Source organism: Pseudanabaena sp. SR411 (assembly GCF_002251945.1).
Lineage (GTDB): Bacteria > Cyanobacteriota > Cyanobacteriia > Pseudanabaenales > Pseudanabaenaceae > Pseudanabaena.
The window spans coordinates 1-24579 of the sequence record NZ_NDHW01000197.1 but is presented as its reverse complement, the minus strand read 5'-3'; the positions used below and the strand labels follow the sequence as shown (position 1 = coordinate 24579).

The 24579-nt window shown below is 43.3% G+C and carries 19 protein-coding genes; 7 read left to right on the top strand and 12 right to left on the bottom strand.

Features of this window, described 5'->3' with window-relative positions; genetic code table 11:
* Nucleotides 1–402: 402 nt before the first annotated feature.
* The 4 genes from B9G53_RS21220 to B9G53_RS21205 all read right to left on the bottom strand — a co-directional run bounded on the left by B9G53_RS21220 (nucleotide 403) and on the right by B9G53_RS21205 (nucleotide 5686).
* A complete protein-coding gene (locus tag B9G53_RS21220) occupies nucleotides 403–3000 on the bottom strand; it encodes a DNA polymerase III subunit alpha (RefSeq protein ID WP_094535462.1) in 2598 nt (865 codons plus the stop codon).
* 129 nt (nucleotides 3001–3129) lie between these two features.
* Nucleotides 3130–4824, bottom strand: a complete 1695-nt coding sequence (locus B9G53_RS21215; RefSeq protein WP_094535461.1) for a CTP synthase — start codon at nucleotides 4822–4824, stop codon at nucleotides 3130–3132.
* A gap of 384 nt (nucleotides 4825–5208) precedes the next feature.
* Nucleotides 5209–5466 carry a type II toxin-antitoxin system HicA family toxin gene (locus B9G53_RS21210; protein WP_254923760.1) on the bottom strand — a complete coding sequence of 86 codons (258 nt, stop codon included), beginning with the start codon at nucleotides 5464–5466 and terminating at the stop codon, nucleotides 5209–5211.
* Nucleotides 5435–5686 carry a type II toxin-antitoxin system HicB family antitoxin gene (locus tag B9G53_RS21205; RefSeq protein ID WP_094535460.1) on the bottom strand — a complete coding sequence of 84 codons (252 nt, stop codon included), beginning with the start codon at nucleotides 5684–5686 and terminating at the stop codon, nucleotides 5435–5437. Before B9G53_RS21205 ends, B9G53_RS21210 begins: the two co-directional genes overlap by 32 nt.
* 404 nt (nucleotides 5687–6090) lie before the next feature.
* Between B9G53_RS21205 and B9G53_RS21200 the strand changes: the two genes are divergently transcribed.
* Together B9G53_RS21200 and B9G53_RS21195 are read left to right on the top strand one after the other, a co-directional pair.
* Nucleotides 6091–7317 carry an ABC transporter permease gene (locus B9G53_RS21200; RefSeq protein WP_094535459.1) on the top strand — a complete coding sequence of 409 codons (1227 nt, stop codon included), beginning with the start codon at nucleotides 6091–6093 and terminating at the stop codon, nucleotides 7315–7317.
* A 52-nt stretch (nucleotides 7318–7369) separates the two neighbouring features.
* Nucleotides 7370–8128, top strand: a complete 759-nt coding sequence (locus B9G53_RS21195) for an ABC transporter ATP-binding protein (protein WP_094535458.1) — start codon at nucleotides 7370–7372, stop codon at nucleotides 8126–8128.
* A gap of 31 nt (nucleotides 8129–8159) precedes the next feature.
* Here B9G53_RS21195 and B9G53_RS21190 read toward each other — a convergent pair whose 3' ends face one another.
* The 5 genes from B9G53_RS21190 to B9G53_RS21170 all read right to left on the bottom strand — a co-directional run bounded on the left by B9G53_RS21190 (nucleotide 8160) and on the right by B9G53_RS21170 (nucleotide 13709).
* A complete protein-coding gene (locus B9G53_RS21190) occupies nucleotides 8160–10118 on the bottom strand; it encodes a S9 family peptidase (protein ID WP_094535457.1) in 1959 nt (652 codons plus the stop codon).
* A 79-nt stretch (nucleotides 10119–10197) separates the two neighbouring features.
* Nucleotides 10198–11181: a CHAD domain-containing protein gene (locus tag B9G53_RS21185; protein ID WP_094535456.1), complete on the bottom strand. Its 984-nt coding sequence runs from the start codon at nucleotides 11179–11181 to the stop codon at nucleotides 10198–10200.
* Between the two features lie 39 nt (nucleotides 11182–11220).
* Nucleotides 11221–11427: a hypothetical protein gene (locus tag B9G53_RS21180; protein WP_094535455.1), complete on the bottom strand. Its 207-nt coding sequence runs from the start codon at nucleotides 11425–11427 to the stop codon at nucleotides 11221–11223.
* A 48-nt stretch (nucleotides 11428–11475) separates the two neighbouring features.
* Nucleotides 11476–13035 carry a pyruvate kinase gene (locus B9G53_RS21175; RefSeq protein ID WP_094535454.1) on the bottom strand — a complete coding sequence of 520 codons (1560 nt, stop codon included), beginning with the start codon at nucleotides 13033–13035 and terminating at the stop codon, nucleotides 11476–11478.
* Between the two features lie 41 nt (nucleotides 13036–13076).
* Entirely contained in the window at nucleotides 13077–13709 is a 633-nt protein-coding gene (locus B9G53_RS21170) for a DUF1361 domain-containing protein (RefSeq protein WP_094535453.1), read from the bottom strand.
* A gap of 49 nt (nucleotides 13710–13758) precedes the next feature.
* Between B9G53_RS21170 and B9G53_RS21165 the strand changes: the two genes are divergently transcribed.
* The 3 genes from B9G53_RS21165 to B9G53_RS21155 all read left to right on the top strand — a co-directional run bounded on the left by B9G53_RS21165 (nucleotide 13759) and on the right by B9G53_RS21155 (nucleotide 19609).
* Nucleotides 13759–14523 (top strand): TIGR00297 family protein, encoded by a 765-nt coding sequence (locus tag B9G53_RS21165; RefSeq protein ID WP_094535452.1) that lies wholly within the window; start codon nucleotides 13759–13761, stop codon nucleotides 14521–14523.
* A 196-nt stretch (nucleotides 14524–14719) separates the two neighbouring features.
* Nucleotides 14720–15088: a cyclic nucleotide-binding domain-containing protein gene (locus B9G53_RS21160; protein WP_094535451.1), complete on the top strand. Its 369-nt coding sequence runs from the start codon at nucleotides 14720–14722 to the stop codon at nucleotides 15086–15088.
* 267 nt (nucleotides 15089–15355) lie between these two features.
* Nucleotides 15356–19609 carry a chemotaxis protein CheB gene (locus B9G53_RS21155; protein WP_094535450.1) on the top strand — a complete coding sequence of 1418 codons (4254 nt, stop codon included), beginning with the start codon at nucleotides 15356–15358 and terminating at the stop codon, nucleotides 19607–19609.
* A 94-nt stretch (nucleotides 19610–19703) separates the two neighbouring features.
* On the opposite strand, the gene B9G53_RS21150 is transcribed toward B9G53_RS21155, so the two are convergent.
* Together B9G53_RS21150 and B9G53_RS21145 are read right to left on the bottom strand one after the other, a co-directional pair.
* Nucleotides 19704–21590 carry a bifunctional serine/threonine-protein kinase/formylglycine-generating enzyme family protein gene (locus tag B9G53_RS21150; RefSeq protein WP_094535449.1) on the bottom strand — a complete coding sequence of 629 codons (1887 nt, stop codon included), beginning with the start codon at nucleotides 21588–21590 and terminating at the stop codon, nucleotides 19704–19706.
* A gap of 92 nt (nucleotides 21591–21682) precedes the next feature.
* Nucleotides 21683–22480 (bottom strand): DUF2993 domain-containing protein, encoded by a 798-nt coding sequence (locus B9G53_RS21145; RefSeq protein WP_094535448.1) that lies wholly within the window; start codon nucleotides 22478–22480, stop codon nucleotides 21683–21685.
* Between the two features lie 270 nt (nucleotides 22481–22750).
* On the opposite strand from B9G53_RS21145, the gene B9G53_RS21140 reads away from it, so the two are divergent.
* Nucleotides 22751–23263, top strand: a complete 513-nt coding sequence (locus B9G53_RS21140; protein ID WP_094535447.1) for a GNAT family N-acetyltransferase — start codon at nucleotides 22751–22753, stop codon at nucleotides 23261–23263.
* 74 nt (nucleotides 23264–23337) lie between these two features.
* Here B9G53_RS21140 and thiD read toward each other — a convergent pair whose 3' ends face one another.
* Nucleotides 23338–24153 carry a bifunctional hydroxymethylpyrimidine kinase/phosphomethylpyrimidine kinase gene (thiD, locus tag B9G53_RS21135; protein WP_176453301.1) on the bottom strand — a complete coding sequence of 272 codons (816 nt, stop codon included), beginning with the start codon at nucleotides 24151–24153 and terminating at the stop codon, nucleotides 23338–23340.
* A gap of 138 nt (nucleotides 24154–24291) precedes the next feature.
* Between thiD and B9G53_RS21130 the strand changes: the two genes are divergently transcribed.
* Complete coding sequence (locus tag B9G53_RS21130; RefSeq protein WP_094535446.1) at nucleotides 24292–24492, top strand: hypothetical protein; 201 nt, start codon at nucleotides 24292–24294, stop codon at nucleotides 24490–24492.
* Nucleotides 24493–24579 lie beyond the last annotated feature (87 nt).

The window sequence follows — 24579 nt, the reverse complement described above, 5'->3', positions numbered from 1 at the left end:
TTTCTTTTTTATCTACTTTAGGCAGTTTGTATCTCTTTTACTCTGCCTTTCTTACCTTTTTTAGTCTAAACTCCAGTGACAGTCTCCAAGTCTAGAATTTAACGTAATCATACTGCCTGTGCCATGCTCGTTTGGAATCAGCTTAAACGCTTAGCTTTTCAATTGGGTAACATTATCTACAAATTTAAATCTGGACTTTTGTCTGATTATTTAAGATCCCAACTTAAAATTTCTTCCATTCCTATTGTTCTTACGTAAGTCCTAAGTTTGTTGTTGTGCTGGTTGTGAAGATTGAAATGCTTGGGCAATATCTTCATCAATTTGAATAGCGAGCGTTTTCATGGTCTGTCTCGCAGAAAGATAATAGTGTTTATAAATTATATCAGGGCAAACAATAGCTATTTATAAAGTTATAGCAATGGCAAGATCTAACCCACGCTCAAAAATCTCATCGATCGCTAGCATCTCACCATCAAAAGTCATGAACTTGTGATCCTTAGTAGCTCTAAGGTGATCACCATTTTCTAACTCATATTCAAAGACTTCTTGATTACCGCGATCGTGCCACTGTGCGATCGGTTGTGTATAGACAAAGCCATTCTCATCAACACTGTAAACCTGACATTCAATTTGATGCTCAACGATTTTACCGATGGGCATTAAGCCATATTCCACAGTTTGTACCAGAGTATCGTAACTGAGACAATATTCCGCAAAAATCACCATCTGATCGAATAGATCATTAGAAATCTCCGACCTAATTCCATTCTTAGCACAGCCATCAAGGAAAATAGAGCGCTGTTTTTCCATTTCTTCAGGCTTCTTTTTACCCATCGCCCGACGCAATAAATCCGCAGCACCAAGGGAATATCCCGCTAAATCCTGAGCCATTTTCATGATCTGCTCTTGGTAACAGAGGACTCCATAGGTATTGTTTAGAATTGGTTCTAAGGTGTGGTGCTGATACTCGATCGCTTCTCGACCATGCTTACGATTAATGAACTTTGGAATTAGCCCAGCATCTAAAGGTCCTGGACGATAAAGCGCCAGAATCGAAGAAATATCTTCAATATTGGAAGGTTTGAGATCTTTGACGATCTGCTTCATGCCCGATGATTCTAATTGGAAGACCCCCTCTAGATCGCCTTTTTCCAATAGCTTATAGGTTTTTTGATTTGCCTCTGTAGACATATCGGGAGCGATCGCATCAATATGGAAATTCGGATCTTGATTGTTGCGAATTAGTTTACTGGTATGCTCAATGGTTGTGAGGTTTCGCAGTCCTAAGAAGTCCATTTTCAGCAAACCAAGGGATTCCAAATCCTCCATCGTGTATTGCGTGACCACTTGACCTTCATTACTGCGTTGCAATGGTACAACCTCATCCAATGGAAACGGTGAAATTACCACACCTGCTGCATGGACACCTGAACTTTTGTTCACCCCTTCGATACGCATCGCCATATCCAGCCATTCAAATACCTTCGCATCTTGTTTGTAGCGATCGCGAAATTCGGGTGCAGGGGATTCCTCAGAAATCATCACCTTCAGCTTAGCGGGTTTTCCACGGGAAACGGGAATCATCTTCGCCATTTTGTCGGATTCGCTGTAGGATACATCTAGCACCCTTGCCACATCTTTGAGAACTGCTTTAGAAGTTAGTCGGTTAAACGTCACAATCTGAGCAACCCGTTCTTGTCCATAGCGTTGCGTCACATAATCAATCAATTCTCCACGGTGATCGATACAGAAGTCAGTATCAATATCAGGCATTGACTTCCGTTCAGGATTGAGAAATCTTTCAAACAGAAGTCCGTGATGGATCGGGTCAATATTCGTAATTCCTAATGAATAGGCAACTAGCGAACCTGCGGCACTGCCTCGTCCAGGGCCCACGGGAATCTGCTTATCTCTAGCATATTTGATGTAGTCCCACACCACCAAAAAGTAAGTAGAGAAGCCCATCTGCATGATGATGCCTAGTTCAAAACGCAACCGTTCTTGATATTCGGCAGAAATTTCTGCATGGGTCTTCGCATTAAATCTTTGTAGCAAACCCTGCCATGTCACTTCCTCAAAATAAGTGTCCGCAGTATGTCCTTCAGGAATGGGATAATCAGCAGCACGGGGATCGCGCATGAGGTCGTAGGGCTTAACCTTGGCGGCAGCATGGAGCGTATTAGCCAGAGCTTCTTCGATCACATCATCTTCCAAATGATCCCGAAATAACTGCCGCATCTCATCGTAGGATTTGAAATATTCCATCCCGCTATAACGCAGGCGTTTTTCATCGGAAATCAATTTGCCAGTTTGGATACAGAGCAGTGCATCATGGGCTTCCACATCCATACAAGAGGTAAAGTGAGAGTCATTCGTGGCAATTACTTTGATATCTAATTCTTTGGCAATCTTGCAAATTTCTACATTCACAACACGATCTTCAGGATAGCCGTGATCTTGAATTTCTAGATAATAATCATCGCCAAAATGTTCTTTATACCAAGCCGCCACTTCTCGCGCTAGTTTCGGATCGCCATTCATGATTGCTTGAGGAACTTCTCCTGCCAAGCATCCCGAAGTAAGCATTAAGCCTTCTTTATATTGCAGTAAATAATCTTTATTAATGCAAGGTCGCGCAAAAATCCCTTTGCCTTGATAGCCTTGCAAATGGGAAATGGTGGTGAGTTTAACCAGATTGCGATAGCCCTGCGTATCTTTAGCGAGAACGCATTGGTGATATTTTTTCTTTTTTTCTTCTCTCTTGTATTGAATAGTAATATCCCCATTGAGGACATACATTTCATTGCCAATGATTGGTTTGATACCCTTAGACTTGCAAACCTTGATTAGCTCGATCGCTCCATACATCACCCCATGATCGGTTAAGGCGATCGCAGGCATTCCCAGTTCGACGGCGCGATTCACCATATCAGGGATTTGGCTTGCCCCATCGAGCAAACTATATTCAGTATGAACGTGCAGCCCAACAAATCCAGTCATAGCGATCTACAAAATCAAATTCAAACAGTCAGGTTAACATGATCCATCATAAATTTTTAAAAAGTATGGCGAAGCCATACTTTTTAAAAATTTATGATGGTGCGGCTTCTTACAGCGAAGCCCTAAGTTCTACGCAGATGTTGCTGAAGCAAACTCTTGTTTCTGCTCATTAAGTTGTTCAAGAATTGGAGAACTATCTAGCTCAGAAACATTATCAAGACGCTGTTTTTGCAAATCCAGAGCCGCTTTAATTAAGCCTTGGAAAAGTGGATGGGGACGACTTGGGCGAGATTGGAACTCAGGATGGAATTGTGTAGCGATAAAGTATGGATGGCTAGGAAGCTCGATCGCTTCGACTAAACGCCCATCGGGAGAAGTACCACTAATCACATAACCCGACTCCAGAAATAGTGATCGATAGGCATTATTAAACTCATAACGATGGCGATGACGTTCATAAATTACTGACTCTTTATAAAGATCACTAACTAGAGTATTCGGTGCTAGACGACAGGCGTATAAACCTAAGCGCATTGTGCCACCGAGATTAACCACATCTTGCTGTTCTGGCAGGAGGTGAATGACAGGATTCTTGGACTCTGGATCAAACTCGGCACTATTAGCATCGCCTAATTGTCCAACATTTCTCGCCCAATCAATCACCGCACATTGCATTCCTAAACATAATCCTAAAAATGGAATCTGATGATCGCGGGCATACTTCACAGCAGCCACTTTCCCATCAACACCACGATGACCAAAACCACCAGGAACCACGATCGCATGGACATCTTTGAGGAATTTTTCTGCGCCATAGGCTTCGATGTCTTCGGAGTTGATCCAGCGTAGGTTGACATTGCTGTTAACGGCGATCGCCCCATGCTTGAGGGCTTCAATCACCGAGAGATAGGCATCGGTCAAGCGCACATACTTACCAACGATCGCTACTTCTACTTGATGCTCAGAGCGATAGAGACGCTCGACAAGGGTTTGCCAACTACGAAGATCAGGTTGACGTTGTTGCATACCGAGGAGTCGCAATACTTGCTCGGCTAAGCCTTCTCGCTCCATTGCTAGCGGCACTTCATAGATGCTCTTTACATCTTGTCCTGTCATCACGCACTCAGGCAGCACGTTACAAAACTCGGAGACTTTATCCTTGATGTTTTGAGGTAAAGGGCGATCGCTACGACAAACTAAAATATCAGGCTGAATCCCTACGGACTGCAATTCCTTAACTGAGTGCTGCGTGGGCTTAGTTTTCATTTCCCCTGCGGAGGCAATCCAAGGCATGAGGGTCACATGCATATAAACCACATTTTGCCGACCCACATCCTTACGAAACTGACGAATTGCTTCGATAAATGGTAGGGATTCAATATCGCCCACCGTACCGCCAATTTCGACAATCACGAGATCGGGATTACCGTTATTCGCTACCCGATGAATGCGCTCTTTAATTTCATTGGTGATATGCGGGATCACTTGGACAGTGCCACCTTGATAATCACCACGCCGTTCTTTATTGATCACCCCTTGATAGATTGCGCCTGTGGTGACATTGCTCAGCTTTGACATCGAAGTATCAGTAAAGCGCTCGTAATGTCCCAAATCGAGATCGGTCTCTGCGCCATCTTCGGTGACAAAAACTTCCCCATGTTGAAAAGGACTCATCGTACCAGGGTCAACGTTGATATAGGGATCAAGTTTCAGAATTGCGATCGAATAGTCCCTAGATTTAAGTAATCGTCCCAAACTTGCGGCAACGATGCCCTTCCCGATACTAGAGACAACACCGCCAGTCACAAAGATATACTTAGCCATAAAATTTCGTTATTAGGGTGCATTGTTTTATCGTTTCGTAAACAATGCTTAACAAAGTGATTATATAGCAGGAGCTTACGCTCAGATATTTGAGAATAAAGCAATCCTAAATGTTTTGTGAGAATGTGTTATAGCTATAGCCAGCCAAGTCAGGACATAAAACCCAAAAGAGAGTAGCGGCGCTTCGCGCCGCCACTCTCTTTTGGGTTTGTCTTAACATTGATGTCTATAGCTATACTTAGTGGCACATTCTCACAAAAACATTTAATCTCACAAATAGATCAGAATTGTAATAGGTATTTCAGAGTACGTAGCGAAATAAGCGTGATATTGTTCTACTTTAATCCCAGAAGAGCCTCAAGTTTTAGATCAATGAAGATAAATTTATTCATAGAAGTATGGAAATAGTTCTGATTCTAGAATATAGCGAGTAGCTTGACGAAATAGAGCTTGACAAGTACCAGTTGCTAGTTCGCGATGGTTAGGAATAGTTAAAGTTTCTTTGCCAAGAGAAGTGATACGACGCAGTTTAATATGACTACCTCTTTGACTATGAACTTCAAATCCAAATCTCTTAAAAATAGCGATCGCATCTGCGCCAGATAGTCGTTTAAGCTTTGACGTATTCAGGTTGTAGTTCAAAGGTAACCAAAATTGATGGATGAGGAACTAAACCGAAATCTTCAGGATTTTCATCTTCTAAATGTAATCCAACTGCTTCTATGAGATTCTCGACAACTTCATCCAGAGTACTTCCCTGTGTTACTACTGAGATTCCCAAACATTCCGCGACATAGCCACCTTCTAAATTTGAGTGAATAAAAGAATTAATATTTTGCTGAAGTTTAACATGGCTTTTCATTTATCTATGTCTCTTAACCTTTTGGCGGTATTAAATTTAGAAGCTTAGATTAGTTTCATTTCAAGCCCTACACAATTGATTGTAGGCTAACTTTTTTAATTGTATTACAGCTTTTATGACCAATTATACCCATTCCTAAAAGTGTCACCCCACTCTTGGGAATTAAAAATCAATTCTAGTGATGGTTTAAAAAATACAAAATGGCACAAAACGGCTACGCCATTTTGTGCTTTGGGATTACCCCAAATACCGCCCAATGGTTGAAGTCAGGATTTAGTTTTGACCATACACTATAGTTACGCATTGCATTAGATCTAGAGAAGTAATGCAATGCCGCGCTTTGCGCGGCATTGCATTACCAACTTTGCAAAGTTTAAAATCAGATACAGCAGGAAATTTTAAGGATGGATACTTGGGAAAGCTTTCGGATGGCGGGCAAAACCCTTGCAGCTAATCGTTTGCGTAGCACATTGACAATGCTCGGTATCATTATCGGAAATGCTTCCGTAATTTTGATGGTGGGAATTGGGCAAGGGGCGCAAAAGTACGCTGCTGAGCAGTTTCAGTCCCTTGGGACGGATGTCATCTTTGTGATTACTGGTACTGACAATGCGCGGCGAAATGTAATCGCACCGCCAAATCGCCTAGTGCTAGCCGATGCCGAAGCGATCGCCACCCAAGTCCCCACCGTTCGCAGTGTCGCACCACAGATTAACGGCTCCGAGCTAGCGATTGCAGGTAACAATACTAAACGCGCCACATTAATCGGCACGACCGATACCTATGCGATCGTTCGCAACGCGGAAGTTAGTGTGGGCAGATTTTTTAATGAGGAAGACCTTAAGCGGAATGCAAGGGTGATCACGATTGGGGCGGCGATCGCAAAAGAGTTATTTCCACAGGGATCAGCCGTTGGTCAGACAGTGCGAATCCGAGGCACTAGCTATGAAGTAATCGGCATTATGTCGGAGAAAGGTGCATTTCTGGGTACAAACCAAGATGACACGATTTTTCTGCCAATTACGACGATGACTAGCCAACTTACGGGCAAAACTTCCCCCTATGGTGTTGCTGTGGCTGTAATTAATGTGTCCGCGACTAGTAATGCCAATGTGGACGCGGCGCAATTCCAAATTTCTAACCTATTGCGATTGCGTCACCGTACTTCCGATGTGAATGCTGACGATACATTTACAGTGCGTACCCAACAGGATGCTCTAGAAATAGTCGGTAATATTACGGGCGCACTGACGATTATGCTGGCGGCGATCGCAGGGATTTCACTGCTAGTTGGTGGCATTGGCATCATGAATATCATGCTGGTGTCAGTCACCGAGCGCACCAGTGAAATTGGACTTCGCAAAGCGATCGGCGCTTCACCCAGCGATATTCTCACCCAGTTCACAATTGAAGCAGTGATTTTGTCATTACTAGGTGGTGCGATCGGTACGGGTATCGGTGTTGGTGGCATTTTATTCATCGCCGCAGTTTCACCTTTGCAAGCGGGGGTATCGATTGGGGCAATTTGTCTAGCCGTCGGTGTTTCGGGTGGAATTGGTTTGTTCTTTGGGATTTTCCCAGCCCGACAAGCATCCAGACTCGATCCAATTGTGGCTTTGAGAAGTATTTAGCAAAAGCATAAGAGGCAGCACTTCGCGCTGCCTCTCATTAGAAAATAAATTTATGATTACTACCAACGCGATCGCATCTATTCCCGAAATATCTGATGATTCCAGACGAGAAATTGTCCGTCTGAATAATGTCTGTAAATTCTACGGCCAAGACGATACCCTCGTAAAAGCCCTAGATGATGTTAGCTTTGTGATTAAAGAAGGCGAATATTGCGCGATTATGGGTGCTTCGGGATCGGGCAAATCCACTTGCATGAATATCATTGGCTGTCTAGATAGCAGCACATCAGGGCAATATTTTCTAGATGAACAAGATGTCTCCCATATGCAGGAAGGCGATCTTGCCAAAGTTCGCAATCTCAAAATTGGCTTTATCTTTCAGCAATATCATCTCTTGCCACAACTTACGGCGATCGAGAATGTGATGTTACCGATGGCGTATGCCGATATTCGTCCTAAAGAACAAAAAGAACGAGCAGCGGCGGCTCTGGAACGGGTTGCCATGGGACATCGGTTAAATAATCGACCTAACCAAATGTCAGGTGGACAGCAGCAAAGGGTAGCGATCGCGAGGGCGATCGTGAATAATCCTGTGATGTTGCTTGCCGATGAACCTACAGGGGCGCTAGATTCGCATACTACAAAAGAAGTAATGGAACTATTTGGTGAGTTGAATGCTAGTGGGATTACGGTGGTGATGGTTACCCATGAAGCCGATGTGGCTAGAAATTCACGACGGATTATTTGGTTCCGTGATGGTCAAATCATTCATGACCATCTATCCCCATCAGATTTGAATCATGTAATTTAATAGAAAGGTGGCGCAAAGTACCACCTTTCTATTAATGCGAAGCGCGAGAATTATTCTCGATCGCGATTGGCTCAATCTCATCCGCAGGTTTAAATCCAAAAATTTGGGAATAGAAATAGAACTCACCATCAAGGGCGCGTTTAATGTTTTCGGCTTTACGAAAGCCGTGTTGTTCGCCTTCAAAGGGAACGTATGCAACGGGCAAACCTTTTTTGCGTAAAGCATCCACCATCATTTCTGCTTGATTCGGGGGTACGACTTTATCTTCTAAACCTTGGAAAAAGGCGATCGCACAGGATAGCTTATCCGTGAAATGAATTGGCGATCGCTGAATATAGAGTTCCTTTTGTTCAGGATATTTACCAATCAAACTATCGAGATAACGTGACTCAAATTTATGGGTATCCGTAGCAAGAGCTTCGAGATCACAAATTCCATAATGACTCGCCCCTGCTTTGAAATCATCGCGAAAGGTCAAAGCGCAAAGAGTCGTATAGCCGCCAGCACTGCCTCCTGAAATCGCAAGGCGATCGCCATCCACTAAACCTTTGTCTGCAAGAAATTTCGCACCATTGGCACAGTCATCAACATCGACGATACCCCAATTACCTTTGAGGCGATCGCGATATTCGCGTCCATAGCCAGTGCTGCCGCCATAGTTCACATCTAGCACGGCAAAGCCGCGACTTGTCCAATATTGAATGCCCAGACTTAAGCTTCCTGAAGTTGAAGCTGTGGGACCACCATGACTTTTGACAAGCAGAGGTGGTTTTTTAGATTCATCTGCTTGGAAGTCCTTGTTTTTAGGAGGATAAAATAATCCATAGGCTGTTTTCCCATTCTCTGTAGGAAATTCTATGGACTGAGCGGCGGAAATATAGTCTGGATCGATTTCCAAATCAGAAGCAACACGGATTTTTTGCCAAGTGACCGTTTGTAAATCTAGTAAAACGATCGCCGTTGGTTCCGTTGCTGAACCACCATGAAACACGGCGCGATCGCCTTCGCAACGCAATCCTGAGATCGAAGTAAAGGGTGTAGAAATTTCTTGTAAACCTACATCAAGATTGGCAGGATCGAGAATTGCTAAATGGGATTTACCATGCTCTGTATAGGAACAGAGGATTTTACCGTCACCTGTAAAGTCATAGGTAGTCATCCCAAATACCCACTGCGGCAAGCCAAATTCGGCAGATTTGGGACAGAGCGATTCAATAGCAATAGCTTCTACGGAAGTGCGATAAAGATTCCACCAACCTGTGCGATCACTTACAAAGTAGAGCTTGCCATCGGGCGACCATTCTGGCTGAAATATTGACTCTTCAGTACCGCCTGCGACCAGTTGCGGATTTTGAATCGTGAGAACTCCAGTTTCAGATTCCACAAGATCAGCAACCCAAAGTTCGGTTCCATCCCAAGGCATATTGGGATGATTCCAACTAATCCATGCGAGTTTATCACCAGTGGCATTCAATCGCGGCGAGGCATAAAAATCTGCACCTGTGACCAATACCTGAATATCTTCACCATTGCTAGTATTCACTGCCACTAAGGTGTTAATCGGTTCGCCGCCGCCTGTATGATCTTCACGCACACAGATCAATTTGCCATAAATCCGATTCCAGACAAAATCGGCATAGCGATAAGCGCTTTCGGTCGTTAATGGTTTGCATGAACTGCCGCCAATTTTACGATAAATGCAGCGATCGCTAAAGTTAGAGAAATAAATGCGTCCATCTTCTACTAGATATTCGCCGCCGCCGTATTCATGGACTAGCGATCGCACATTGAGCGATGCGGGTGTCATTTCGCGATAATTGCCATCCACGTCATAGCGCATGATTACATTTCTGCCCCCTTCTGTCGGTCTGCCTTCATTCCAATAGACATTACCCCCATCAATGGCGATCGCACCGAGGCGAATACTACTAGAAACGATCAAATCAGAACTAATTGGCGATTTCCAAGAACCGTAAGGGGCGGCAGACATAAGTTTATGGTAAGGATTGCGAACTATCTATGGGGATGATTATATAGTGGAAAACGCACCCTGCGGGTGCGTTTTCCACTTATGTAGGAATTTGGACAAGTGGTGTGGTTAGTAGAGATCGCAGAGACTGGCGAAATTCGGGAGAGAGATACTGCTCTTGGAGAGGTTGCCAACTTTGCCAAAAGGCAATTGATTCTTGCTGCATGATCTGCGCGATCGTTGGTAGCACCTTGACCAAATCTTGCTTCAGCGCAAATTCTAGAAAATCACGGAGGACAACATGATCTTGAAGTTGTCCGAGCATCTCCTGCATTGTTTTAAATTCTTCTATTCTTTGCGCGTATGTATCTTCATAAAAGTCAGCGAAAAACTCAGTCTGATAACGAACTCCCTTAATTTGCTTACGCAAGTCATGCAAATCATTGCCAAATTTCCTTAATTGCTGATTTAACTCTGCGGGTTCTTCAATGGATACCAAGGCAACCTTAGCCGACTGAATCGTTGTCCCCACCAGCCAACCTGAATGGAGAAACAGCCGACAAATCAAGGGCAAAATTAAATCTGGCAAAATTTCCAAGACTGATAAACTACCCATCGTTGTATAGGTCGGCTGGACTAACCAATCTTGGATTTCTTGCTTAAGGGTTTGATAGCGATCGCCATTTAAGGTTTTCTGCAATTTCCGAAAGCTCTGAGCGCGTTTCTGGTGTAGATGCTTGATAACTGTATCGAGTTTAGACTCTTCGGCTTTCGACAATAAAGGTTGATAGTGGTTAATCAGTTCTTGTTGTAACACATCAAGATCTCGTGTCTCTCCCAAACTTCTAGCAATTTTGCCAATCGATGAATTATTAACTGCTTTGGGTAGGGTGATCGCATTGCCAAATACTTGAATCGCTGTTCGCAATCTTCGCATTCCGACTCGCATTTGATGCAACGGTTCAATGTCTTTATCTTTAAAAACAGACGTTTCTTGATCGATAACTTTTTGGAAGTTTTGGTGAATAATTTGGTGAGCATAATCACCAAGTAATACCGAGAGATCGAATTGATGCTCTTTCATTTAGTTTCACCTCAACTGATTGTATTTCTTAGCTTGGACTTAACCTAAAGCTTTGAGGGGATTTGAATCAGAGGATAGACAGAGTGCTTTAACACAAACTTTTTGGCGCTCCTTATCTGCACTTAAGACAATCCATTGCAGAGGCTGTCCATATTTTTGTAACTCATCCTCAATGGCTTGATATAGAGTTGGTACTGTGTAGTGATTTTGCAGATCAACTTCTACACAAACTAGCTGCGTATCCATAAATTAATCGCTCCAAAAACAAATAAATTAGCTCATTCTAAGCTTGCACTACCATGAGTGCAATGCCCGTAATTGCGGCGTTTTTTTGGATTGATGCGCTTCCATTCGATTAAGGACATCATCAAGAATCGTGATTGCTTCCGCAATAAACTCTCCTTTATTAAGCATAACACATTCAGCCCTTTCCGCCATTGCCGCATCGGTCATTTCGCCACGGGAGGGCGCTCCATCCTTTACTAGGCTTTCTAATACCTGAGTTGCCCAAATCACAGGAACATGAGCGGCTTCGCAAAGCCAGAGAATTTCTTCCTGTATCTCGGTTAAACGTTGGTAGCCAATTTCAACGGCTAAGTCACCTCTGGCAATCATTACCCCAAAGGATTGTTTACCTGCGGCATGGATAATTAATTCTGGCAGATTAGAAACAGCGATCGCTGTTTCAATCTTGGCAACGATCGCAGGACGGGTAACCTTTCCCTCAGAGCGTTGATCTAGCTCCTGTTGCAGAAGCTCAATATCCGCAGAGCGTTGCACAAATGAATAGCCAATAATATCTGCATGGATGGCGACAAAATCTAAGTCAGACAAGTCTTTTTCAGTGAGTGGACTAAGTGGCAAGACTGTATTAGGGAAGTTCAAACCTTTTTCGGGTCGAAGTTTGACTCCTTTGGGACTAGCATGAGTAACTTGCAATAAAATTCCCAATTGTCCATTGGGTAATGGATGTTGGGTGTCAATTACGCGAGTCCGAATTTTGCCGTCATCAATATATACAGTTGCTCCAGTCGTAAGTAGATCGAGAATTTCAGGAACTGTGCAGCAGGTTTGAAAATTCTCTACAGATGCGGCGATCGCTTCATCGGACTGTGACTCATTTTGAGACTCACATCGTGATAGCAAAATGTGATCTCCGCGAAATACCCGTTTTTTATCGTTTGGTCTTAGCACTTGCCCAGTACGGATTTTGGGGCCACTTAAGTCCATCATCACCTTACAACAGGTGTGGGTTTCCTGCTCAGCTTGACGTACATGGTCGATCATCTTTTTCCAGAGTTCTGGCGTATCGTGAGCGCAATTAATTCGCACACAGTTGGCTCCTCTCTGAACAATTTTTCGCACCAGTTCGTAGTCTGTGGCGGCTTCCGTGGGCAAAGTTACCATAATCCTGACTCGACGATGGTTGCAGTTTAGCCCAAATAATTCTTCTGTATGCTTTTTTAGTAAACGACTACCCTCAAAGAAGGATTCAATCGGTGGACGATGTTGCTGTTGTGTTAATGCTGTGCCGCAAATGACTTGCAAAGTTGCCATGACAGCATCAAGATTAGGCATGACTCGTGATTCAATCCGTCCCAGTGAAGATAGACCCCAAGGCATTAGTGCTGCTTGAAGCGATCGCAGATCGTGCCGCCTTAATGCTAAATATTGGGCTAGGTTCAAGGCGCTTGCAAGAAATTCAGGGCGATAAATGTGCTGTTTCCATAAGTCAAAAGTAACTTCTGCTTCACTGGCTACTTGTTGACGGAGAGATTGAAGAATTGAGAACAAGACCTGTGGACTATCAAGATTCAATTCTTCAAGAGAAGTTTCTGAAGTCTCAGCAATCATATAAAAAGCTTCCTGAATCAATCAGCAAAGATTGATTCTTACTATGTAGCTGCTTGTTTAGAATGATTATACCAATAGAACGCGATCGCCAGATTAACCCATTTGAAAATGTAATAGAGACTAGTAAAGATAATGAAAAATATAACTGTACCTAGGAAAAAATTAGGATTCCCTAGGTTGCGAATGGCATCTTGGATCACACTTTGAGGATTGGTGAATACATCCCAACTATTTAAGCGATTCACTCTTCCCCAATACACGCCGATCGCACAGATAAAATTTATGCTTACTTCCAGCAAAGTTATCTTTCTAGTCAGTTTGAGCCAATCTACATATTGAACCAACTTAATTAAAGAAATCACATAGCATTGGAAGCCCAGCAATATAAAGGCAATATACTGAGGAATCAGCACAAAAATAATGCCATTATCGGAAACGTCGGCTCGCATATCTCTGACAAAATGAATTATGTCAGTAATCACATAGGGCGCATTGGGCAAAAATAATATAAAGATTGCTAGACCAAACCACCACAGAGGATTGATCGGTAATCGCTTTGGTGATCGCTTGGCAAATAACATAAAACTAAGTACGCAGGGAATCATTGCTAAGAAAAGATTCCAAGTCATAAACCCCTCAAGATTTTGCCAAAACAACTCAAGTGCTGCTGCCATTATTTTTTCCTGCGTAGTATGTTGATTAAGTTACCTAAGATTAACTTCTATGATAAATAGTTTCCCAATTTCACAGGACTGGTTAATAGCGATCGCCCTCAATACGATACTTGGTGCGATCGCTTTACTATTACCTCGCAAAGTCTTAACCACCGCAGGGATTTTCCATGCATGGGCGTTAGGAATAACGGTCTGGGGCTGTCTGGGATGGCAAGGTTATGTTGTCATTTTAAGCTATCTGATCGTTGGTTCGGGGGTAACTCGCATCGGAAAGGACATCAAAGAAGCGAAAGGCATAGCCGAGAAACGTGATGGCGCAAGAGGACCCGAAAATCTTTGGGGATCGGCGGCTACGGGTGCAGTTTGCGCGATTGGTCAGGCGATCGCTCCCAATCCCCTATGGTTATTAGCCTATGTTGCTAGTCTTAGTACCAAGCTTGCGGATACGACGGCAAGCGAAATTGGTAAGGCCTATGGTAAAAGTACATTTTTGATCACCACACTCAAACCTGTTCCCGCAGGCACTGAGGGGGCTGTTAGCCTAGAAGGCACGATCGCAGGAATTATCGGTTCGCTATTTATCGCCGCAGTTGGCTGGGCAGTAGGTTTATTAACTAGTCCTTGGGATCTACTTTGGTGTGCGATCGCTGCTTTCATTGCCACCAATATCGAAAGTCTGATTGGCGCAACTTTACAAGAGAAATATGACTGGCTCACTAATGAACTAGTCAATGGAATTAATACAACAATTGGTGCGGCGATCGCGGTGCTAATTGTACAGTTATTACAAATATTTAACCTTAAGTTAATTTAGATTTAACCTTATTAGTTAAATTACAAATTTGATTTACTAAGTTTAATTTAATTCTCAAAAACCTTTTTATTAGAGGATATAGCCAATTATTTTCAAGATTTTAACTAATGGCTAAAATTTCTCGCTTTGCAATTACAATAAATAACATATTCCCATTTATTGTTTAATTTAATTTTGTATAAAGTGGAGTTTGATCTTGACTACAATTGACTTGTTTAATAATGCCAAAGACTTTGTAATCATCCCCGCAGGACAAGTGATCTTTCAAAAAGGTGGGGTCGCCGATCATATGTATGCGATCGTGGAAGGGGAAGTAGAAATTTCGATCGATGGTAAGTTATTAGACACCACGACTGCTGGCGGAATCGTTGGTGAAATGGCGCTGATTGACTCCAGCCCAAGAAGTGCGACCGCGATCGCTAAAACTGAATGTAAGTTAGTCCCTGTTGATCACAAGCGGTTTACTTTTTTGGTACAACAAACTCCTAATTTTGCAATTAACGTGATGAAGATCATGGTTGAAAGAATCAGAAAACTAGATGCTCTTGTTTTATCAATGCAATAGGATGAAGAACTACGCAAATTATAGCTATAGCCACCTGTATCAGGACAAATCAAAACCCAAATAGTGTGAGGCGGCGCTTCGCGCCGCCTCACACTATTTGGGTTTTATGTCCTAACAAGAATGGCGACAGCTATAACCAGATTTTTATGATCGGCTTTGCTGAGTCATCAAAATCTGTTTCTTGATTAAATTGCAGAACTTTTAGCAACCCAATCACCGAATAGTACTGCTAAGATTAGAATCTAAATAATAGATACATAGAAACTAGTGAGTTCTCAATCAGTCTCAAGTCCAGAAGAACCTAGCAACCCTGATTTATTGATCACCCCACCTGAACAATCCCAACAAGAATGCCTCGCGATCGTCGGAATAGGCGCATCAGCAGGCGGATTAGAAGTATTCACCCAGATTCTCCAAAATTTACCAATAGATACTGGTATGGGCTTTGTGCTGATTCAGCATTTAGCACCGCAACATGATAGTCAGTTAAGCGAGATTTTGCGAAATATCACGCAGATGCCTGTCAATGAAGCCAAAGAAGGCATGAAAATCTTGCCAAATCATGTCTATGTAATTCCGCCCAATACCTTGATGACTCTGGAACAAGGTATTTTGAGACTTGAACCTCGACAGCGGGTTAGGGGCAAGTATATGGTAATTGATGGATTTTTTAGATCACTGGCTAACGATCGCGGGAATCAGGCGATCGCTGTCATTTTATCGGGCAACAATGAGGATGGTACAGCAGGTTTAGGGGCGATTAAGGCATCGGGTGGAGTTACCTTCGCTCAAGATCTTGCCTCGGCAGAATTTCCCACCATGCCAATGATTGCGATCGCTTCAGGCTATGTGGATTTTGTGTTGTCACCTCAGGAGATCGCCACAGAACTGGTAAATATTAGCATTGGCAATAAGCGCGAAGCCTCAGTTAGTAAAGCAATTACTCTCTATGAACCTGATGATCAATCTGCATTTTTTACAGGAAGCGCCGAAAGTAAAGAAGCTTTAGCAATAATTTTTCGGCTATTGATGGATGCAATGGGGATCGACTTTAGCCATTATAAACAAGGGACAATCAGACGCAGAATTTTGCGGCGTATGGGTTTACTGAATCTTCAAAAAGTAGAAGCCTATGCAGTACATTTGCAAGAGCATCCTAGTGAAGTTGAAAACCTATACAACGATATTCTGATTAGTGTGACCAGTTTTTTTCGCGATCCCGATTCCTTTGCAGCTTTACAGCAAGTAGTATTTCCGATAATTAGTCAAAATAAGTCGCTAGATTTACCGATTCGGATCTGGGTCGCGGGCTGTGCTACAGGTGAAGAAGTTTACTCTATCGCTATTAGTTTATTGGAATTTCTCGATGGTCGTCCTGTCAAACCTGCCATTCAGATTTTTGCTACGGATATTAGTGAACAAGTCATCGAAAAGGCAAGACTAGGAATTTACCATCAGAATTTGCTGGTTGATGTCTCACCAGAGCGGTTGCGACGGTTTTTTACCCCAGTGGAAGGCGGCTATCAGATTGGGAAGTCTGTCAGAGAATTATGTGTATTTGCTCGCCAAAATTTGACTAGCGATCCACCTTTTTCGCGACTAGATTTGATTAGCTGCCGCAATATGCTGATTTATTTAGAACCAGTGCTTCAAAAAAAGGTGATGCCGATTTTTCACTATGCACTTAATGCCAATGGGTTTTTAATGTTGGGCAGTTCTGAAGGCATTGGCAATGCGGGAGATTTGTTTACGATCGCTGACAAAAAGAATCGCATTTATAAGAGCAAGATATCCACATCATCACGGATAAATTTTAACTTTGTCAAAAGTACCCATGTGAGCGAGTCGGCAAATCTGGCAAAACGCCATGAAGTTAGTACAGTTCCTGTGGAAATAAACTTAGAACAACTAGCTGATCAGGTGGTATTGAGTCGATATGCACCTGCGGGCGTGATGATTAACTCGGAGCTAGAGATTTTGCAATTTCGGGGACATACTAGCCCTTATTTGGAGGCATCTCCTGGTAAGGCAAGTCTAAATTTACTGAAGATGGCGCGTCTAGAATTACGTCTAGAACTGCGATCGGCGATTTATAGTGCCAAAGAGCAAGATTTGCCGATCGCTAAAGATGGAATTGAGATGTCCCAAGGGATTATCGTGAAGTTGGATGTAATTCCCTTAAGAGCGAATAGCGATCAATACTTTTTAGTGCTATTTGAGAGCCGTCCAATGCCAATCTTGCTAGCATCTGCGCCCGTATCATTCATCAAGCCGCGCAAAGAGCGAGCAACTAAAGCGGATATGGATGTGGTGCGGCTCACCCATGAGTTAGAAAAAACCAAAGAATATCTGCGATCGATTATTGAAACTCAAGAAGCGAATAATCAAGATCTCAAAGTAGCTGGGGAAGAGATTCTATCCAGTAATGAGGAATTGCAAAGTGCCAATGAGGAACTGGAAACAGCTAAAGAGGAAATCCAAGCCACCAATGAAGAACTAAGTACGATTAATGATGAGTTGCGTGGTCGCAATATCCAGTTGCATCAAGTCAATAACGATATGCAAAATCTGCTCAGCAGTGTGAATATCCCCATCTTGATGTTGTCGGGTGATTTGCGGATTAGACGCTTTACCCCGATGGCAGAACCAGCATTTAATCTGATTGCTAGTGATGTCGGGCGACCCTTTAGCGATATTCAAAACAATCTGAGTGTAGAGAACCTTAGAAACTTGGTGACATCGGTAATTGACACGCTTATTCCCTATGAACAGGATGTGCAGGATCATTGCGGCAATTGGTTTAGTATGAGAATCCGTCCCTATCGAACTACGGATAATCACATTGATGGCGTGGTGATCAGTTTATTTGATATTGATTTGCTTAAACGCAATGCAATTGAGTTAGAAGTTTCACGCAACTATGCCACAGCCATCATTGAGACTTTACGGCAGCCTTTAGTAGTGCTAAATGCTGATCTGCAAGTGATTACTGCAAATTCAGCCTTTTATCAAATCTTTCAAATACATCCTCTCCGCACTGAACGACAATCAATTTTTGCGCTAGGAAATGGAGATTGGGATATTCCCAAACTGCGATCGCTGTTAAATGATATTTTGATGTTGGATATTTCTGTCCAAGATTATGAAGTTACGCAGGAATTTACGCATTTAGGCAAGCGCACGATGTTACTAAATGCTTGTCAGATCGATCAAGGCAATGTCGGCAAGATGATTTTGATCGCGATCGAAGATATCACCGAACGGAATCTCCAAAAGCAACAACTGGTTACTAAAAATCAAACATTGTCGGAAACGATGATTGCCTATGAACGGGTAGATCAGGCTAAGAGCACATTTTTGGGCAATATCAGTCATGAATTACGCACGCCGCTCAATTCAATTATGGGCTTTACCCAAATTCTCCAAGATACTCCCCATTTAGATGCAGAATCTCAGGAATATTTGGGAATTATCAGTCAGTCTAGTGACCATCTACTTTCATTAATTGAAGATCTGCTGGATATCTCTAGAATCGAAGCTGACAAAATGGAGATTGAGCCAAATATCTTATCTCTATCTAATTTTTTAGAAATTACCATGTCGATGGTTTATGTCAAGGCTATCCAAAAGAACCTCAGCTTTATCACTCAGTTTGCATCCGATCTTCCTGAAACCATCTATGCCGACGAAAAACGACTAAGACAAGTCCTCCTAAATCTGCTCATTAATGCCATCAAGTTTACCAATGCTGGAGAGATTACTTTTTCAGTGACCAAAAGCTCTGATCAGCTAATGCGATTCGCGATCGCTGATACAGGTATCGGGATCACCCAAGCAGAAATTAAGAAGATATTTTTACCCTTTGAACAGGTCTGCCAAGATGAAATGAAACCCGATGGTGCAGGTTTAGGGTTAGCGATTAGCCAAAGTCTCGTAACCAAAATGGGAAGTGAAATTAAGGTGGTGAGCGAAATCGGGGTGGGTAGTACCTTCAGCTTTGAGTTGGACTTAAGCACTAACCAAGCGCAATCCCTGATCATGCCCTCACGGGAAGCGATCGCTTTATTGCCTGCTCAAACCGAATCTCCACAAATTGAGCGTTTTCTTGAAGAATCCGCGATCGGCTATAAGGTGAAGTCAGCATCAACGAAGCCATTAAGCATTCTCGTTGCTGAGGATGTTAAATATAATCAATTACTATTACAGAAGTTTTTACAAAGATTAGGTTATGCACCTGACATAGCTCACAATGGCTTAGAGGTACTAACAAAGCTACGGGAGAAGCATTACGATGTCATTTTAATGGATATCCAAATGCCTGAATTAGATGGACTCGAAGCCACTAAAAGAATTGTCGCAGAATGGGATCACGGCTCTCGTCCCTACATCATCGCAGTCACAGCAAATGTAACAACGCAAGATCGTGAGCAATATGCAGCGATCGGTATAGATACATGCATCAGTAAGCCCATTAACCTTACTCAGTTAGGGCAGATTTTATCCCAAAGTACAAAAGTGTGACGACACTTTTGTATAGCAACCCAAAAGATGAGTGGCGGCGCTTCGCGCCGCCACTCATCTTTTGGATTTTATGTCCTAAGCAAAACTGACATTGCTATAAAGTGACAGCGACGCGAAAACCTGTGCTGCGATCGCCTTGATTAGCGGCATTTTTAAAACGCCTTGCTGAGCGGCAATAATGGGCTGGATCGCGCCATGAGCCACCACGCACAACCCGACAACTGCGATCGCCTCCCTGTGTCCATGCAGTGCCATCCCTCGGCAACAGGTCATAGTCATCATGCCAATGATCCGCGCACCATTCCCACACATTGCCATGCATGTCATGTAGCCCAAAGGCATTGGCAGGATAAGTCCCAACTTCCGTTGTCGAGACATTACTTAACCCTTGTGGCGCATATTGATAAGGGCTTGCCCCATTGTAATTAGCCAAATTAGCAGCGATCGTTTCCCCAAAGCCAAAAGCTGTGATTGTCCCCGCTCGACAAGCATATTCCCATTCCGATTCGCTCGGCAATCGATAGGGTTTCCCTGTTCTCTCTACTAATTTCTGACAAAAGACTTGGGTATCTTCCCATGACACCATTTCCACAGGGCGATCGCCATTCCCAATAAACATCGCAGGATTATTATCCATTAATACTTTCCATTGTCTCTGGGTAATGGGAAAGCGCGACATAAAGAAACAGGGTATATTCACCATATGGCGCGGACTTTCTTCATCGATACGGTCGGCTTCACTAGTTGGCGAACCAATTTGAAATTTACCTGCGGGAAGAAATACCATTTCTAAGCCAATCGTTTTACCTTGGACATTGCCTAGAGTCTCGATATAGATTCTTCCCGTTTTCTGCCTTGTACTAATTTGTAATTGATGTTTAGTGAGTTTGCCAATTCCCAAGCGATGAACTGTGACAATCGCCGTCTCAAAGGAAAATTGTGATAACGGCGGCGCGATCGCCTGAATTGGTTGAGATTTCGGTGTGGCGATCGGCGTAATCTGAGTTTTGGCAGTAGCCTTGGCATAACTCGATCTTTGGAATCTTGGGGTATAGGCTTGATGGGATGGGGAAGTCAAATTTTTAAGATCAGTTAAAACTGCTTGAGCTGTCTGATAGCGTTGACTGGGAGCCGTGGTAATCAGGCGATCGAGAATCTGACCAAGAACAGGACTAACAGAAGTATTTTCTAAAAAATCGCGCCAGATCCAAGTTCCATCCATATCCATTAACTCGAATGGTGAGACATTCGTCAGCAGATGGATACAAGTCACACCCAAACTATAGAGGTCACTAGCAAATATGGCTTTGCCGCGCACTTGTTCTGGTGCAACATATACCGCACTGCCGATGCGAGTGCCTGTCTCCATTAGCGCCGCCGCTGTCACAAATTTTGCTGCACCAAAATCAACTAACACATGACTCCCCGCTACCGCAGAACTCGATACAGAGCCAGAGATGCTTGGCGATCTCCGACGGATAATATTTTCAGGTTTGATGTCGCGATGGATTACATTGCGATCGTGGATAAATTGCAGGACTGGCAGTAAATCTGCTAGTAACATCCGAATCTTGGCTTCACTAAAAGCTCCCTGCTCTTGCAGTTCCTTTAACAGATCATGACCATCCACAAATTCTTGGATCAGATATTGGCGACCATCATGTTCTAGATGGGCAAATAATGTTGGTATTTGCGGATGTTTTCCCAAATCATCAAGGCGAATTGCTTCCTGCTGAAACAACTCCGCCGCCTTCACCGCACTACTAAGATCCGCAGGAAAAAACTGTTTAATCACACAGTGCGGATGGGAAGGAAGTGCTTCGTCAATACCGATAAACGCTCTCCCAAAACCACCTTGCCCCAGAATTTTAATCGCCCGATAGCGATCGCCGATCCTCAGCTTCGATCCACATTGACTACAAAAAATCAGCGCAGGATCTGGATTTTGATAATTGCAGTTAGGATTGAGGCATTGACTCATACAGGCTGTTTGGATTTTAGTTAGTACAGAGAAATTTTAAAAAAGATTGCGAAACAATCTTTTTTAAAATTTCTCTGGGTTTTGAGTTGCGACTATTGTTCGGGCAGAGCATCCATTTTGGCAAAACCAATGACTTGCATTTTTCCTTCCGTAAGTTCTAGTCTGATCACTCGCGCCGTAATCCCTTTACTTTCCAATTGACGCAAATCTAGGACTTTATTCAATCCCTCGGTAAAGGCTTTAGCAATGCGCTCTGGTACAGGAGTTCCCGCCAATTCAATTTTAGGATTGAAAATTTGCAGTTTTGTACCGCCAATAGTCTTTAATTCGGCATTGACGGAAACATCTAGTTTACTGGGGTTAGGCTTAGCGGCAGTTGGCTTTGCCTGTAGGGAAGCGGCCAGACGGATGCGATCGCCTTCCAAAAAAGTTATTTCGGGATCGATCAAATCGAGAATTTCGGGGTTTTTATTAGTTCCTGTAATGTCAATGCTGAGATTTTTAAAGGAAGGTTGAACATTAGGCGATCGCAGGGCTGCATTAATATCTTCAGAGCGCATGACGACGCGCACGGCGGCCTGTAATGGACGACGCAAGACCACTTTGCCCGTCTGTAACACGTTAGGATCGATGCTAATCGGATCGGTTTCTAGGTCAACCTGATCGATTCGCAAAAATTCTAAGATGTAAACACCACGACCTGCTACACGAATGCGATCGACGTTACCTAAAAAAACTTGATAGTTAGGAGCATTATCAACGCGCACTTCGAGAACATCAGCCCGTACAATTTGCCCACGCAAAAAATCCGTCGCAATTTTGTCAATCGCAATCCCCGGTGAGCCTGCCAAACCTAAAACCGTCGTGAGTAAGCCAGCAAATAATTCCATAAAAAGGAGATAACTACCTTTTCCATCATAAACCAAAACCCAAAAATTAAAAGCAGCGCTAGGTGCTGCTTTTGCGGCATTTTAAACTGAAATAGAAACCAACATTTTGGTTAAAAGTGCTGCTAAGCAACACTTTTAACCAAAATGTTGGACTTTACTCAGTTGCTAATTACGGTAATGTATGGTTTTTAATGACACAATTTTGTATGGTGTGGCTTCACCGCACCATACAAAACGGTTTTGGTGGAACCACTAGGGAGTAAGTGTTTTATGCAAATTCGGTTGGCAGTAGAAGCTGATTTACCCGCAATCATTGAGATTTATAATGCTGCTATTCCTAGTCGTCTTGCCACTGCCGATCTTGAACCCATCTCCGTCGAGAGCCGTCGTGCTTGGTTTCGATCGCATGGCGATCGCTATCCTGTCTGGGTGATGGCAATTGGTAGTCACAATATTCAAAGCGATCAAAACGCGCAAATTCTGGGTTGGCTCAGTTTACAGATGTTTTATGGTCGCCCCGCCTATCATAAAACTGCCGAAGTCAGTATTTACATCGATCCTCACTATCAAGGCAAGGGTGTCGGCAAAAAGTTGCTTGGTCATGCGATCGCCCAATGTCCTAAGCTGAATATTGCTAAACTGGTCGGCTTTATATTTGCTCACAATGCTACTAGTCGCAGGTTATTTGAGAATTTTGGGTTTACAGAATGGGGTTTTTTGCCTGAAGTTGCCGAATTAGATGGGAAAGATCAAAGTTTAGTAATTTTCGGCAAAATTATTTGAGCCGTCTAAAAGCAGTAGGGGTAGCGCCCCCGTGCCTACCCCTAGGGATTTGGGCAACCACAGGGGGATTCCCCCTACTTTAACAATGGAAAGAAATGTCCAACTGGCCCCTGTCCTTTGCCGATCGCTAAGGCATATTTCAAAGCTTCGGTCACATAGTTCTTCGCTTCCTGTACTGCTTGAAAACGTGATTTGCCTAATGCTAGATTGGCGGCGATCGCGGCTGAAAGTGTGCAACCTGTGCCATGGGTATGGGTTGTATCGATTACTTCAGTCTGCAAAACCTCAAGGCGATCGCCATCAAACCAAACATCAACCGCCTTCAGATCACCCGTCATCCCGCCACCTTTTACCAAGACCGAACGCGCTCCTAGTTTGTAAATTTTCTGAGCAGCCGTTTGCATATCTTCTAACGTGTGAATATCCATAGCGGCGAGAATTTGGGCTTCGTAGCGATTGGGTGTAGCGATCGCCGCAAGGGGAATTAATAGATCTTGCATCGTTTTTATCGCCTCGTCATCGATTAGCTGTGCCCCAGTCCGCGACACCATTACAGGATCGACCACCACATTCCCAAATCCAAAGGCAACTAGCTTCTTCGCCACAGTTTTAATTATCTCTTGATTGAGCAACATCCCCGTTTTGATGGCTCCAATTCGCATATCGATCATTACGGCTTCAAATTGTGCGGTTACGGACTCAGGCGACATCGCATCTACTCGCGTTACTCCCTGCGTATTCTGGGCAGTGATGCAGGTGAGGACACTAGTTCCATGGACACAATGAAAAGCAAAGGTGCGTAAGTCAGCCTGTATGCCAGCGCCACCACCACTATCAGAACCAGCGATCGTCATGGCGATCGGAATTTGTGAACTATGGAGATTGGTCATAATATGAGTTAATTCTAAAAACAGGTTTTGCTTTGCCCAAATTTTAGCTCATCCCAAAACAGAAAACGGCTATGCCGTTTTCTGTTCTAAAAGATCGGCTATTCTAGATCTCAAACTCATTTTCGCAAGTAAATTTTCATGTCAGAAAATCAGCTACAGCCGAGACAAGCTTTAAATAAGGCGTATGTGAAGGTGAAGCCCGATCATGAGAGCATGAGAGCGTTTAAGGAAAGCTTGGTTAGTTTGCTGGACTTGAGTAATGAGTCGAAGTCAGAGGAATTTAACAAGGGGTTGCTTACTGATTTTTTTAAAAAGACTAAGGGACTTGCGAGGAAATAAGATACCAATCAATTAGGAACAATGGTTATATCCCATTTGGGTAAAGTATCAGAACGTTGCCAAAATGGAAAATACTGTTTCAAGTCT

Excerpts from the sequence above, each read along its gene's own strand:
- B9G53_RS21220 (WP_094535462.1), bottom strand. The coding sequence starts at position 3,000 with ATGACTGGATTTGTTGGGCTGCACGTTCATACTGAATATAGTTTGCTC.
- B9G53_RS21215 (WP_094535461.1), bottom strand. The coding sequence starts at position 4,824 with ATGGCTAAGTATATCTTTGTGACTGGCGGTGTTGTCTCTAGTATCGGG.
- B9G53_RS21205 (WP_094535460.1), bottom strand. The coding sequence starts at position 5,686 with ATGAAAAGCCATGTTAAACTTCAGCAAAATATTAATTCTTTTATTCAC.
- B9G53_RS21200 (WP_094535459.1), top strand. The coding sequence starts at position 6,091 with ATGGATACTTGGGAAAGCTTTCGGATGGCGGGCAAAACCCTTGCAGCT.
- B9G53_RS21195 (WP_094535458.1), top strand. The coding sequence starts at position 7,370 with ATGATTACTACCAACGCGATCGCATCTATTCCCGAAATATCTGATGAT.
- B9G53_RS21190 (WP_094535457.1), bottom strand. The coding sequence starts at position 10,118 with ATGTCTGCCGCCCCTTACGGTTCTTGGAAATCGCCAATTAGTTCTGAT.
- B9G53_RS21185 (WP_094535456.1), bottom strand. The coding sequence starts at position 11,181 with ATGAAAGAGCATCAATTCGATCTCTCGGTATTACTTGGTGATTATGCT.
- B9G53_RS21180 (WP_094535455.1), bottom strand. The coding sequence starts at position 11,427 with ATGGATACGCAGCTAGTTTGTGTAGAAGTTGATCTGCAAAATCACTAC.
- B9G53_RS21175 (WP_094535454.1), bottom strand. The coding sequence starts at position 13,035 with ATGATTGCTGAGACTTCAGAAACTTCTCTTGAAGAATTGAATCTTGAT.
- B9G53_RS21170 (WP_094535453.1), bottom strand. The coding sequence starts at position 13,709 with ATGGCAGCAGCACTTGAGTTGTTTTGGCAAAATCTTGAGGGGTTTATG.
- B9G53_RS21165 (WP_094535452.1), top strand. The coding sequence starts at position 13,759 with ATGATAAATAGTTTCCCAATTTCACAGGACTGGTTAATAGCGATCGCC.
- B9G53_RS21150 (WP_094535449.1), bottom strand. The coding sequence starts at position 21,590 with ATGAGTCAATGCCTCAATCCTAACTGCAATTATCAAAATCCAGATCCT.
- B9G53_RS21145 (WP_094535448.1), bottom strand. The coding sequence starts at position 22,480 with ATGGAATTATTTGCTGGCTTACTCACGACGGTTTTAGGTTTGGCAGGC.
- B9G53_RS21140 (WP_094535447.1), top strand. The coding sequence starts at position 22,751 with ATGCAAATTCGGTTGGCAGTAGAAGCTGATTTACCCGCAATCATTGAG.
- thiD (WP_176453301.1), bottom strand. The coding sequence starts at position 24,153 with ATGACCAATCTCCATAGTTCACAAATTCCGATCGCCATGACGATCGCT.
- B9G53_RS21130 (WP_094535446.1), top strand. The coding sequence starts at position 24,292 with ATGTCAGAAAATCAGCTACAGCCGAGACAAGCTTTAAATAAGGCGTAT.